This is a genomic window from Tritonibacter sp. AK171 (assembly GCF_030127025.1).
Classification (GTDB): domain Bacteria; phylum Pseudomonadota; class Alphaproteobacteria; order Rhodobacterales; family Rhodobacteraceae; genus Epibacterium; species Epibacterium mobile.
Window position 1 is genome coordinate 1,431,294 of sequence record NZ_CP126134.1, and the last position, 12,668, is coordinate 1,443,961.

General features: G+C 58.3%; 9 protein-coding genes. 1 reads left to right on the plus strand and 8 read right to left on the minus strand.

What is annotated here, in order from left to right; all coding sequences use genetic code 11:
• Positions 1–37: 37 nt before the first annotated feature.
• The 4 genes from QNI81_RS06800 to recA all read right to left on the minus strand — a co-directional run bounded on the left by QNI81_RS06800 (position 38) and on the right by recA (position 4,725).
• On the minus strand, positions 38–325 hold the full coding sequence (locus tag QNI81_RS06800; protein ID WP_283967777.1) for a DUF1330 domain-containing protein: 288 nt from the start codon (positions 323–325) through the stop codon (positions 38–40).
• Between the two features lie 2 nt (positions 326–327).
• Positions 328–2,982 carry an alanine--tRNA ligase gene (alaS, locus tag QNI81_RS06805; protein ID WP_283967778.1) on the minus strand — a complete coding sequence of 885 codons (2,655 nt, stop codon included), beginning with the start codon at positions 2,980–2,982 and terminating at the stop codon, positions 328–330.
• A gap of 121 nt (positions 2,983–3,103) precedes the next feature.
• Positions 3,104–3,649: a hypothetical protein gene (locus QNI81_RS06810; protein WP_283967779.1), complete on the minus strand. Its 546-nt coding sequence runs from the start codon at positions 3,647–3,649 to the stop codon at positions 3,104–3,106.
• A gap of 2 nt (positions 3,650–3,651) precedes the next feature.
• Positions 3,652–4,725, minus strand: coding sequence for a recombinase RecA (recA, locus tag QNI81_RS06815; protein WP_009179137.1), 1,074 nt, complete (start codon positions 4,723–4,725; stop codon positions 3,652–3,654).
• A 196-nt stretch (positions 4,726–4,921) separates the two neighbouring features.
• On the opposite strand from recA, the gene QNI81_RS06820 reads away from it, so the two are divergent.
• Positions 4,922–5,518, plus strand: a complete 597-nt coding sequence (locus QNI81_RS06820; protein WP_283967780.1) for a gamma-glutamyl kinase — start codon at positions 4,922–4,924, stop codon at positions 5,516–5,518.
• 6 nt (positions 5,519–5,524) lie between these two features.
• Here the strand turns inward: QNI81_RS06820 and QNI81_RS06825 are convergent, their stop codons facing one another.
• The 4 genes from QNI81_RS06825 to QNI81_RS06840 all read right to left on the minus strand — a co-directional run bounded on the left by QNI81_RS06825 (position 5,525) and on the right by QNI81_RS06840 (position 12,545).
• Positions 5,525–7,834 carry an ATP-binding response regulator gene (locus tag QNI81_RS06825; protein ID WP_283967874.1) on the minus strand — a complete coding sequence of 770 codons (2,310 nt, stop codon included), beginning with the start codon at positions 7,832–7,834 and terminating at the stop codon, positions 5,525–5,527.
• 102 nt (positions 7,835–7,936) lie between these two features.
• Positions 7,937–9,106: an RsmB/NOP family class I SAM-dependent RNA methyltransferase gene (locus tag QNI81_RS06830; protein ID WP_283967781.1), complete on the minus strand. Its 1,170-nt coding sequence runs from the start codon at positions 9,104–9,106 to the stop codon at positions 7,937–7,939.
• 122 nt (positions 9,107–9,228) lie between these two features.
• Positions 9,229–11,274 (minus strand): ASKHA domain-containing protein, encoded by a 2,046-nt coding sequence (locus QNI81_RS06835; RefSeq protein WP_283967782.1) that lies wholly within the window; start codon positions 11,272–11,274, stop codon positions 9,229–9,231.
• 122 nt (positions 11,275–11,396) lie between these two features.
• Complete coding sequence (locus QNI81_RS06840) at positions 11,397–12,545, minus strand: CaiB/BaiF CoA transferase family protein (RefSeq protein WP_283967783.1); 1,149 nt, start codon at positions 12,543–12,545, stop codon at positions 11,397–11,399.
• Positions 12,546–12,668 lie beyond the last annotated feature (123 nt).

Genomic DNA, 12,668 nt, shown 5'->3' on the forward strand with positions numbered 1-12,668 from the left:
GCAGCCCAATCTTCTGTTTTGCACAGATTTTTCCTGCTCAGGCGTCGGTTTCAACAACCATCAGTTCCCGCTCAGAGGCATCGCGCGCGTGGCTCAGCGCCTCCTGGTATTCGAGGCTGTTATAGCAGTCGACGGCGGCCTCAACGCTGGGGAATTTTGCGACCACATTACGCGGACGTTCCTTGCCTTCCAGCTGAACAAACCGCCCGCCGCGGGCGATGAATGCGCCGCCGTGCTTGGCGATTGCCGGGCCTGCCAGCTCGGCATATTTGCCGTAGGCGTCAGCATCGGTGACGGTCACATGAGCGATCCAGAGTGCGGGCATGTCTATTTTCCTTCCAATAGTGCTTCGGCGGCCTTGATGGCCTCTGCGGCGCCAGAAAAATCCTTGCCGCCGCCCTGCGCCATATCGGGACGGCCACCGCCGCCCTTACCACCAACCGCAGGAACGGCCGCTTTCAGCACATCGACAGCCGAGATGTCACCGGTCAGATCATCGGTCACACCAGCGGCGACCGCAACCTTGCCGTCATCTTCGGCGATCAACAGGATCACACCGGATCCTATCTTCTGCTTATGGGCGTCGATCAAACCACGCAGATCCTTGCCGGACACTCCTTGAAGCGCCTGACCGAGGAAGGTCTTGCCACCGATCTCCTTGGTTTCCGCGCCACCGTCGGAGCCGCCGCCCATGGCGATCTGCTGTTTGAGATTCGAAATCTCATTTTGCAGTGCCTTGCGTTCATCCATCAGCACCTTCAGACGGTCCATCACGTCAGCGGGCTGCGCCTTGAGTGCTCCGGCGACCTCCGCCATGCGGGCCGCTTCGCGCTCCAAGTGGTCAAAGGCTGCCGCACCGGTCAGTGCCTCGATCCGGCGCACCCCAGCAGAGGACGCGCTATCCCCGAGAATCACAAAGGTCCCGATATCGCCGGTCTGTTTTACATGCGTACCACCGCAAAGCTCGATGGAGTAGGTATCACCATCGGCACCCTTGCCGGTGTCGGCGCGCCCCATGGAGACCACGCGCACTTCTTCGCCGTATTTCTCACCAAAGAGCGCCTGTGCGCCCAAGGCACGGGCATCATCCGGGGTCATGATCCGGGTACTTACCGGAGAGTTTTGACGGATAAAATCATTCACTTCCGAGGCGACCTTCGTCAGGTCTTCTTGGCTGACGGCCTTGTTGTGGCTGAAATCGAACCGCAGACGCTCCGCCGCATTGAGCGAGCCCTTCTGCGCCACGTGTTCACCAAGCGCGTTGCGCAATGCCTCGTGCAGCAGGTGTGTCGCAGAGTGGTTGGCACGGATCTGGCTACGGCGGGTATGATCGACTTCCATCGCCGCGCCGCTGCCCACGGAAATCTCGCCTTCGGTCACCTCAGCGATATGCAGGAACAGACCCTCGACCTTCTTGGTATCGGTGATCCGCGCGGCGCCGCCTTCAACGGTCAACACGCCAGTGTCGCCGACTTGACCACCGCTCTCGCCATAAAACGGGGTCTGGTTCAGGATGATCTGGACGCTGTCGCCTTTGGTCACTTTGTCGACCTTTGCGCCATCCTTAACCAATGCAACGATCTGCCCCTCGGCTTTCTCGGTCTCATAGCCGAGGAATTCGGTCGTGCCCTCGGCATCCACGATGTCGAAATAGACTTTGACATCCGCAGCGTCCCCCAGACCAATACCACCGGCACGGGATTGCTCTTTTTGAGCCTTCATCGCAGCATCAAAACCATCGGTGTCGACCTCGACCCCTTTGGCGCGTAGGGCGTCCTGGGTCAGATCGAGCGGGAAGCCAAAGGTATCGTAGAGTTTGAACGCGGTCTCGCCGGACAGCACGTCGCCTTGGTTCAGATCCACAGACGCCTCGTCCAGCAGTTTCAGACCACGGTCCAAGGTCTTGAGAAAGCGGGTTTCTTCCTGCTCAAACGTCTCCTCAATGAGCGCCTGACCCTGACCAAGCTCCGGATAGGCCGCGCCCATCTGGCTGACCAGAGCTGGCACCAGCTTGTGCATCACCGGATCGGTCGCACCCAACAGGGAGGCATGACGCATGGCGCGGCGCATGATGCGGCGCAGCACATAGCCCCGTCCCTCGTTGGAGGGCAGCACACCTTCGGCAATCAGGAAGGAACAGGACCGCAAATGGTCGGCGATGACGCGATGGTGCACGTTCTGATCGCCGAACGGCTCACTGTTGGTGACCGTCGCCGAGGCCTCGATCAGGTATTTGAACAGGTCGGTCTCGTAGTTGTCATGAGTGCCCTGCAACAGCGCCGCAATCCGCTCCAGCCCCATGCCAGTGTCGATCGATTGCATGTCGAGATCAACCATGGACCCATCTGCAAACCGCTCGTTCTGCATGAACACGAGGTTCCAGATCTCAATAAAGCGATCCCCGTCTTCCTCGGGCGAGCCCGGAGGGCCACCCCAGATATGATCGCCGTGGTCATAGAAGATCTCGGTGCACGGACCGCAGGGACCGGTATCGCCCATTTGCCAGAAGTTGTCAGAGGTCGCGATCCGGATGATCCGATCCTCTGGAACGCCGACTTTCTTCCAGATTTCAAAGGCTTCGTCATCTGTGTGATAGACGGTTGTGTAGAGCTTGTCCTTGGGGATATCAAACTCGCCGGTGATCAGTTCCCACGCAAAAGGGATCGCCTCGTTCTTGAAATAATCTCCAAAGGAGAAGTTTCCGAGCATCTCGAAAAACGTATGGTGGCGCGCAGTGTAGCCCACATTGTCGAGGTCATTGTGTTTACCGCCAGCACGCACGCATTTCTGGGCAGAGGTGGCGCGCACATAATCACGACGATCCACGCCGGTGAAGCAGTTCTTGAACTGCACCATGCCGGAGTTGGTAAACATCAGCGTTGGATCATTGCGTGGCACCAACGGGCTTGAGTCTACGACCTCATGGCCCTGCTTGGCAAAATAGTTCAGAAAGGTCGACCGGATGTCGTTCAAGCTGGGCATGTCAACGCGGCTCTCTAGATGTGATTGGAACAGTCCAAAGCGGTTTATCGCGCCCATGCAGGGCTGTCCACCGCCCAAAGCGCATGTGGCAGTTTCCCAAAGAAAACAGTGGGATTGAGCGCTATTTTTTGATCATAAGATCGCCGTTGGAAAACGACCCGGCGCGTTCGACTGAACAGAGTATCCCCCGCAGGCGCAGCGCACGGTTCTCCGGCAGGTTCACCCAATCCTTGGCCGCAGCGCCATAGCGGGCTTTCCACTTGACGCAGCCATCGTTGAAGACGTCAGACACCCGCAACGCGGCGCTGCCCACCTGCAAGAGTTGGCCCGTAGGCAGGTTTTCCTCCGACAGATCCATATCCACGATGAATGTATCGCCGGGGTGCGGCACCTCCTCGCGGTTGCGCCAGACCAGATCCAGCACGCGCTTTGACAGGATGCAGACCTGAATGTCGGGATGGGGCGCGCCACCCTCCAGCGTCAGCCACGGGCGGCTGGACCAACGCTCGCCCGGGATGCCGCCCTCGGGCGTCACCGAGATCTCCTCGACAAAGCGGCGTTGATTATAGGCCGGACGCAGGCACAACATGGAAATGGCCGCCCGATCTTTCGGGGCGGCCATCACATGCGGCAAGGCCGCATTCAGTTCCTCTAGGGTGACGTGCATCGTCAGCCTTCGAACAGGACGTCATCATCCTGCGCCTCGGGCGGCATGTCGAAATCAAGCCCGTGTGCGGCACGGATCTTATCTTCGATCTCTAGCGCAATTCGAGAGTTTTCGCGCAGATAGGTCTTGGCGTTCTCACGCCCCTGCCCGATCCGCTCATCCCCGTAAGAGAACCACGCGCCGGATTTATTGACCACTCCCGCAGCCACACCAAGGTCGAGCAACTCGCCCATCTTGGAGATACCCTCACCATACATGATGTCGAACTCGACCTGCTTGAACGGCGGTGCGACCTTGTTCTTCACCACCTTGACGCGGGTGGCGTTGCCGACAACCTCATCCCGGTCCTTGATCGAGCCGATGCGGCGAATGTCCAGACGCACGGAGGAATAGAACTTCAGCGCGTTGCCGCCGGTGGTGGTTTCGGGCGAACCGAACATCACGCCGATTTTCATGCGGATCTGGTTGATGAAGATCACCATGCATTTGGAGCGGCTGATGGAGCCGGTGAGCTTGCGCATCGCCTGGCTCATCAGGCGGGCCTGCACGCCGACGTTGCTGTCGCCCATGTCGCCCTCAAGCTCTGACTTCGGGGTCAATGCTGCCACGGAGTCGACAATCACCATGTTCACCGCACCGGAGCGCACCAGCGTGTCGGTGATCTCAAGCGCCTGCTCGCCGGTGTCGGGCTGCGAAATCAGTAGCTCGTCCAGATCAACGCCCAGTTTTTTAGCGTATTGCGGATCAAGCGCGTGTTCCGCATCCACAAAGGCGCAGACACCGCCCTTTTTCTGCTGTTCCGCAATGCAGTGCAGCGTCAGCGTGGTCTTACCGGAGCTCTCCGGTCCATAAATCTCAACAATGCGGCCCATCGGCAGGCCGCCGATGCCAAGCGCGATGTCCAGACCAAGCGAGCCGGTGGAGCTTGCCTCGATCTCCTGCAAGGCTGTGCCATCGCCGAGTTTCATGATCGAGCCCTTGCCGAACTGTCGTTCGATCTGGGCAAGCGCGCTGTCCAAGGCTTTCTGCTTGTCGCCGCTCTTCTTGTCGTCCTTCATGGTCAATAGATCCGCCATAGTACCCGTATCCTTCTCTATGTGTCACACCCGGAGGCAGACGACAATGACTGCTTTGTTCTCTTATTGTTCCTTATGGGGTCAAAACAAGAACATTGCAAGGGAATTTCATGTCCCTCTACGGGACTGGCAACATAGTTAAGGATCGGTTTACAAAACCCTGACACATTGAACTATTTGCCGGAGCTTTAACGTCATGATGGTATTTTACCGCGCACGGCTGGTGCTGCTATCGGTTCCGAAAACCGGCACAACCGCGCTGCAATCCGCGCTCCGGCCACATGCGGATCTGGTGATTTCAGATCCACCAGAGCTCAAACACTCGCCGCTCTACCGCTATAATCGCTGGGTTCGACCAATGTATGAGAAGGTGTGCGGTGCGGAACTGGAGGTGGTTGCCATCATGCGCGAGCCGATCAGCTGGCTTGGCAGTTGGTATCGTTTTCGCCAGAGGCCGCATCTGGATGGTCGGCCAACCTCGACCAAAGAAATGAGCTTTGATGAGTTTGTCACCGACTATTGCCGCGGCAAACGCCCGCCGCATGCCAATGTCGGCAGTCAGGCGAAGTTTCTGGAGGCACAACCCAACGGCTGCCGTGTGACGCATCTCTTTGCCTATGAGAACCTCGCGCCCTTTCATGCCTTCATGCAGGATCGCACCGGCCTTCGCATTGAAACGCAGCAGGAAAACGTCAGTCCCGATGGTGATCTGAGCCTGAGTACAGCCACCGAGGAAAAACTAAAGCGCAAACACCCGGAGGAGTTCGCGCTTTATGGGACGATCTCGCGCTGAGACAGCCTATTGCAGCTGTGACTGCACCGTTTCGGTCAACTGGCTGAGCGAGAAAGGTTTGGCCAGGAACACGGAGTTCGGCACATCCGGTTCCGCATCACCAAAGGCCCCTTCGGAATAGCCGGAGACAAACACAACCTTGGTGCCGGGGCGTTCTTCAAGCGCCTTGCGCACCCAGGTGGGGCCGTCCATGCCGGGCATGATGACATCGGTGACAAAGACATCGACGCTGAGGTTCGGGTCTTCCAGCGTGTCGAGTGCCTCCTCGGCGGATTCGGCCTCGAGCACCGTGTAGCCGCGCATCCGGAGCGCGCGTGACGCAAAGGCGCGCACCGGCGCCTCATCCTCCACCAGCAACACAACCCCTTCGCCATGCTGCGCCGCGGGGGCCTTGGCCTTGGTTTGCGCTACGGTTTCATCGACGCTTGCCGAAGCATCGCTGCGGTAGACCGGGAAGTAGAGCGTGAACTTGGTGCCTTGGTTCAGAACGGAATCAACAAAGATAAAGCCGCCAGTCTGCTTGATGATACCATAGGCGGTCGACAGGCCGAGGCCAGTGCCTTCGCCCGTGCGCTTGGTGGTGTAGAAGGGTTCAAACACCTTTTGCAGCTTATCCGGCGAGATACCAGTGCCTTCGTCGCTGACCTGAATAGTCACCCATTCTCCCGGCGGCACCACGGCGCGGTCACGCTCCAAGGCGGTGTCGAGCGCGACCACCTCAGTCTCGACGCGAATTTCACCGCCATGGGGCATCGCGTCACGCGCGTTCACCACGAGGTTCATCAACACCTGTTCCAACTGTCGCTTATCTGCACGGATGGAGCGCATGACAGGATCATGGCTGAGTGTCAGCGACACCTTTTCCCCAACCAACCGATTGAGCAGATGTGTCAGGTCAGAAAGTGTTTCGCGCACATCCAACACTTCGGGCTGCAAGGTCTGCTTGCGCGAAAAGGCCAAAAGCTGGCTCACGAGAGCAGCGGCGCGGTTGGCGTTTTCATGGATCTGGATCAGATCGCCATAGTCCTGATCGCCCTGATCATGGCGAAGCAACAGCAGGTCGCAGTGACCCGCAATCGCTGTGAGAAGGTTGTTGAAATCATGCGCAACACCACCGGCAAGCTGACCGATCGCCTGCATTTTCTGGCTTTGAACGAATTGCGCCTCAAGGGTCTTCAGCTCTGTTGCGTCATTGAGCACCGCCATCAGCAGCGTTTCACCATCCTCGATAATGCGCGTGAGTGTGACCTGAACAAAGACCTCTTTGTCGTCACGAGACACGCGCAGGAATTCGGACTTATGCGGCGCAAGCCCCTTGGCGGTCTCCTGCAGCCAGTCATTCATGGGGCGGCCCAGCCCCTCCATCAACTGGCCGAGTTGTACGCCCTCAGCCTCCTCAATGCCCAATAGGCGCATGGCCATACGGTTCACTGACAAAACCTCGCCGCCCGGACGCACCTTTAGAAGCGGAACCGGCAGGCTTTCGAACCCGGTATGAGGTCCGCTGTCCTCGACCACCGCTTTCATGAAATAAATCTCACTGCGGCCTTGCCCGCGGGCATGTTCGCTGACCAATACTTCAACAGGACCGCTCTTGGTCATGATGGTATTGATGCGCCCCGGAATGACCGGCAGCGATGTAAACAGGCGTTCAGTGGATTTCACCCGCTCCCCAATCAGGCTGCGCGCAGACTCGTTCATGAACAGAACCGCGCCAGTACGTCCTACGGAAATCATCGGAACGGGGCTTGCATCGGCGGTGCGTCCAGTCGGCCGCTCTCCCATGTCCTCAACACGCCACAGGAAGCTGCCGTTGGCCATTTCATGCACCGCGAGGCGCACATTCCCACGGCGCGTGACGATATCTTCGCGCGCAGAACCTTCGAGCTTAGCGCGACTTTGCAGACGAAACAGGACGGCAGAAGGATTGGCCAGAACCGATCGCAATGTTCCTGAGATGGTGTCGCTTTCCGTGCCTTCAAACCGCTTGAGCGCCGCTGTGTTACAGGCGTGGATGACACCGTCATCGTCGGTGACAAAACTGGCAGAGGCATCTTTATCGATAAAGCCGGTCAGCAATTCACTCGCCATGGCGCGCGCACCCTGACGTACCCGGGTCTGGATCAGGATCATCGCAGACACGCCACCTAGCGTCAGGCCGACCGCGACCAATGCCCGGCCGATCCAATCCGGCACCGGCAAAATCCAAGGCAACACGATCAGCAGCGCCGACAAGAAAAAGGTCGCCACCAGTCGCGCCTGTTCCGGCGTCTGAATTTTCAGGCTGGGGACGATAGAGGACGAGCGACCAATCATTGCGGCTCCGTTAACAATCTTCATGCCGCACTATCACGGCATGCATGGTTAAAGCGAGGTTAACCACAGCACCGGATCGAGAAACTTTCCAATAGTTTAATGCTATCCGGCCCGTTGGAACACCGACACATAGAACCCGTCCGTTCCAGTATGCACATGCCATGCGCTCTCGCTCAAGTGTTCCCAGCCCGAGTGGCGGGTCAAGAAATCCTGCGTTTGTTTGTGATTTTCGACATCCAGCATCGAACAGGTCGCAAAGGCCAGAACACCCCCATCCGCCACCAGCTGCGCTGCATCGTCAAGGATCTTGGATTGCAGCGCGACGATCTCATCCAGCGCGTCTGGGGTCAGCCGCCATTTGCCTTCGGGATCTCGGCGCCATGAACCACTTCCGCTGCAAGGCGCATCGCACAGCACCAGATCAAAAGGCGCGCTCTTTGAGAGATCCGCCGTATCGAGGCAGGTGATGTCGGCCCCCGCACGTGCCGCGCGTTCCGGGATGTCACGCATGCGCCGTGGATCTGCGTCATGTGCGTAAACTGTCCCATCGCGTAATGCCGCAATCGCCAGCGCCTTCCCCCCACCGCCGGAACAATAGTCCAGCACACGGGGGGTGTTTTGCAATGGCAACGCATCCACTACTGCTTGACTGGCCGCGTCTTGCAATTCCACAAAACCCGAGAGGTAGCTTTCGGCGTTTTTCACCCGCCGCGCGCCCTCCGTCACGACCAACGCTGTCGGTGACGCTTCATGAGGTTCCGTAGAGATACCGTCCTGCTGCAACCTGCTGATTGCAGCGTCACGATCCCCCTTCAGGAGGTTCACCCGCAGGTGAACCGATGCGCGCGCTCTCAGCGCTTGGGCCACGTCTTCCGTTTGCGCGCCAAGGCTGCGCGCGAACACCGGCCAGAGCCACTCCGGGATATCGTTTTTTTCTGCGTCGCTCTCAAATGTGCCAGCATGCGCTTGCTCAGACTCGCTCAATGGGGCGGGCGCATGTCCCTGCCCTGTGAACAGATCTGCTGGATCAATGCCCTGATCGCGGCACGCACCAATCATCACACCCCGCCCCGTCTCAGTGCCACCCAAGGCCGCATAAGACCGGCGGCACCGCAGCGCCTGATAAACATGATCACGCACGGCGGCGCGGTCCTTTGAACCGGCAAATCGGCTGCGACGCCCCCAATTGGTCAGGGTCTTTTCCGCCGCCTGACCCGCGAGGATTTCGTCGAGAATTTCAATAGCCGCTTGTACGCGTGCGCCCGGTGTCATGACAGCATCCAATCCAGAAGACGCCATGCGATACGCAGGCGACGTTTCAGTTAGATGCCTCTCTATCGTCCGCGCCCTGCGCGCCACAAGCGCTTTTGGCGCTTGACGGCGAGACAGATTGGTCAGGTGGCGCGACGTCGGCGGCGTCCGGCACCACGCCCGCCCTCGGCACCTGCGGTGTTAAAACTCACCGAAGGCAAGGTCACCACGCTTACCAAGATCGGGAAAGGATCGGCGGAATTGGGGATCGCAGAGGCGTTTACAAAATGCTCCTGAAAGCGGGGCTCGACTGCGGTCTCGATCTTTTCGATCTGGCGCACTGTGTTCTCGATCTCGCGCCGGGCATCGGTGTTCAGCAGCGCGATCCGCGCCCCGGTCCCTGCCGCATTGCCTGCGCTGGTGACTTTGTCGAGCTGACAATCCGGGATCATCCCCAAAACCATCGCGTGTTTGGCAGAGATATGCGCCCCAAAAGCCCCCGCCAGAACGACGCGGTCCACCGTGTCGACACCGATCTTATCCATCAGCAGACGTGCCCCGGAGTAAAGCGCCGCCTTGGCCATCTGGATCGCGCGGATATCGGGGTTTGTAACAGTGATGCGCGGACCACCCTCGGCGCTGCCATCCCACAAAAGATAGGCATTGGTGCGCCCCTCGGGAACGCAACGCGCGCTGCCTGTTTGCTCAGCAGAGCCAATGAGACCAGACGCATCCAACAGGCCCGCCAGTCGCATCTCAGCAATCACCTCAATGATGCCAGATCCGCAGATGCCGGTAATTCCCGTGGTTGCGATGCTTTGCTCAAACCCGTCCTCGTCCGACCATATCTCTGAGCCAATCACACGAAAACGCGGCTCTTTGGTGATGGGGTTGATCTCGACGCGCTCAATAGCACCCGGGGCTGCGCGTTGCCCCGACGAGATCTGAGCGCCCTCAAATGCGGGACCGGTCGGAGAGGAGCAAGCAAGGACTTTATCCTTATTCCCCAGCAGGATCTCGGCATTTGTTCCCACATCCACCACAAGCACGAGGTCTTCGGATTTATCCGGTGCTTCGGATAGCGCAACTGCGGCAGCGTCCGCACCGACGTGGCCAGCGATACAAGGCAGCAGATAGACGCGCGCTGCGGGGTGGAGATTCAAATCAAGATCGCGTGCCTCAAGCGCAAGCGCATCTGACGTGGCCAGCGCAAAGGGGGCCTGGCCCAGCTCAAACGGATCAATCCCCAAGAACAGGTGATGCATCACCGGATTGCAGACAAACACGGCGTCCATAATCAGCGCCTGATCAATCTGTGCTTCTTCGGAAATTTGCACAAACAGGGCGTTCATGCCATCGCGCACGGCGCGGGTCATCTCCTGATCACCGCCCTTGTTCATCATCGCATAAGAAACGCGGCTCATCAGGTCTTCGCCAAAGCGGATCTGCGGATTCATAATGCCAGACGACGCCAGAACCTCACCGCTTTTGAGATCACACAGATGCGCCGCAATCGTGGTGGAGCCGAGATCCACCGCCAGCCCATAGATACTGCCCTCATAGTAGCCAGGCCAGATATGCATGATGCGCGGTGATTGACCATCACCCCCCAGATGCACGGCAACGGTGACCTTCCACGCGCCTTTACGCAGTGCGGGTTGCATCTGTCTTAGGATATGAAGGTCGGCTTTTACACCTTTGATGTTCCAATGCTTTTCCAAAGATTCGCACAGTCTCTCCAGATCGCCGGAGGGTTTGTGCATATCAGGCTCTTCCACCTCGACATAGAAAAGCCGGACTGAGGGGTTCATGACAATATCACGCGCCTCGGCCCGCTTTCGCACCACCTGTTTGTGCACCTGGCTTTCCGGCGGGACGTCGATCACAACGTCTTTTTCGATCTTGGCCTGACAGCCCAGTCGACGCCCATCGATTAATCCCCGCTTATCCTTGTAGCGCTGCTCAACCTTGTTCCATTCGGACAGGGCATCATCGGCAACCGTCACACCATGTTTGGAGAATTCACCATAAGACGGCGTGATCTGGCACTTGGAACAGATGCCACGGCCACCACAGACGGAATCAAGATCGACCCCGAGTTGACGTGCGGCCGTAAGCACTGGTGTGCCAACAGGAAATCGTCCACGTTTGCCGGATGGTGTGAACACGACGAGGGGATCGTTCGACATGTCTCTAGCCCTTGAGTACTGCGCAGTTGATGCGGAGCATATGGCAGTTTTCAAACCAAGAAAGTCGAACACCGCCGTTTTCTGTTCCATCGGCGGCATTTGATATCAATTCCTGAACAAGATCAGGAGCTTTCCAACCAATCGAGGATCTCTTGGCGATGCTCATCAAGCTTTGGCGCAGGAGGTCGGGTGCTCGGGTCAGCTAACGCGCTCATCTTGATTGGGTTTCCCGCAGCCACATATGCGGGTTTCCCCGCTTGATCGAGCACATCAACCACCATGTTGCGCGCACGTATCTGCGGATCTTTCAAAACCTCGGCCACATTCTGGATCGGCCCGGTCGGAACGCCCGCTTCTGTAAGCAGGTCTATCCAGTGCTGCTTGCCCTTTTCCAGTGTAACAGCCTCAATCAACCGCTTGAGAAGGCGCGCATTTTCACACCTTGCGGGATTGGTTGCAAAACGCTCATCTTCGGCAATCGGAAGTCTCAGCGCCTCGCACAGGCGCGCGAACAAAACGTCATTTCCCGCCGCAATCACAAAGAGCCCATCTGACGCATGGAAGGTCTCAAACGGTGTGATTGAGGGGTGCCGGGCACCGGATGGCCGCGGCGCCTCTCCACTGATTGTGGTCAGTGCAATCGCATGCTCCAACATGGCGAGTTGGCAATCCAGCATCGCGATGTCTACTTTCTGGCCCACTCCGGTCTGCTGTCTGTGGAGTAAAGCTGCCAAAATGCCCTGCGCCAAGAACATACCGGCTGCAATATCGCCAATGGAGGCCCCGACGCGAACCGGCTCTCGGTCGCGCTCTCCGGTGATCGACATCACACCACCACGGGCCTGAACCACCATATCATAGGCCGGGCGCTGACTGTCGGGCCCGCTGTGCCCAAAGCCAGAAACCGCACCGTAGATGAGATTCGGATACTTGGTATGCAGATCCTCCCAGCCATATCCCAAACGCTCCATGACACCGGGGCGATAGTTCTCTAGGATCACATCCGTTCTCGATAATAACTCATCAAAAACAAGACGATCATCAACATTCTTGAGGTCGAGCGCGATGCTTTCCTTGCCGTGATTGATGGTCGCGAAATAGGCGCTCTCACTGCCTTTGAACGGCGGGAAAGCGCGGGTGTCGTCTCCCGAGCCGGGACGTTCCACTTTGATCACGCGTGCGCCAAGGTCAGCAAGCGTCATCGAGGCATAGGGCCCCGCGAGTACATGTGTCAGGTCCAAAATGATCAATCCATCGAGAGGGGCGTTCATAGTCATCTCCGCGCGCAAAATTCACAGGTTTGCAATATCCAGCTGTTGCGATAAATCCTTGATCTGCATCAGCCTCCGGCCAAATTGGTGCCGCGTTGCGGCGAAAAATGTCCAGCCCCCCCC

What these genes read in the sequence shown, in the direction of transcription:
- QNI81_RS06800 (WP_283967777.1), bottom strand. Translation starts at nt 325, where the DNA reads ATGCCCGCACTCTGGATCGCTCATGTGACCGTCACCGATGCTGACGCC.
- alaS (WP_283967778.1), bottom strand. Translation starts at nt 2,982, where the DNA reads ATGCCCAGCTTGAACGACATCCGGTCGACCTTTCTGAACTATTTTGCC.
- QNI81_RS06810 (WP_283967779.1), bottom strand. Translation starts at nt 3,649, where the DNA reads ATGCACGTCACCCTAGAGGAACTGAATGCGGCCTTGCCGCATGTGATG.
- recA (WP_009179137.1), bottom strand. Translation starts at nt 4,725, where the DNA reads ATGGCGGATCTATTGACCATGAAGGACGACAAGAAGAGCGGCGACAAG.
- QNI81_RS06820 (WP_283967780.1), top strand. Translation starts at nt 4,922, where the DNA reads ATGATGGTATTTTACCGCGCACGGCTGGTGCTGCTATCGGTTCCGAAA.
- QNI81_RS06825 (WP_283967874.1), bottom strand. Translation starts at nt 7,834, where the DNA reads ATGATTGGTCGCTCGTCCTCTATCGTCCCCAGCCTGAAAATTCAGACG.
- QNI81_RS06830 (WP_283967781.1), bottom strand. Translation starts at nt 9,106, where the DNA reads ATGACACCGGGCGCACGCGTACAAGCGGCTATTGAAATTCTCGACGAA.
- QNI81_RS06835 (WP_283967782.1), bottom strand. Translation starts at nt 11,274, where the DNA reads ATGTCGAACGATCCCCTCGTCGTGTTCACACCATCCGGCAAACGTGGA.
- QNI81_RS06840 (WP_283967783.1), bottom strand. Translation starts at nt 12,545, where the DNA reads ATGAACGCCCCTCTCGATGGATTGATCATTTTGGACCTGACACATGTA.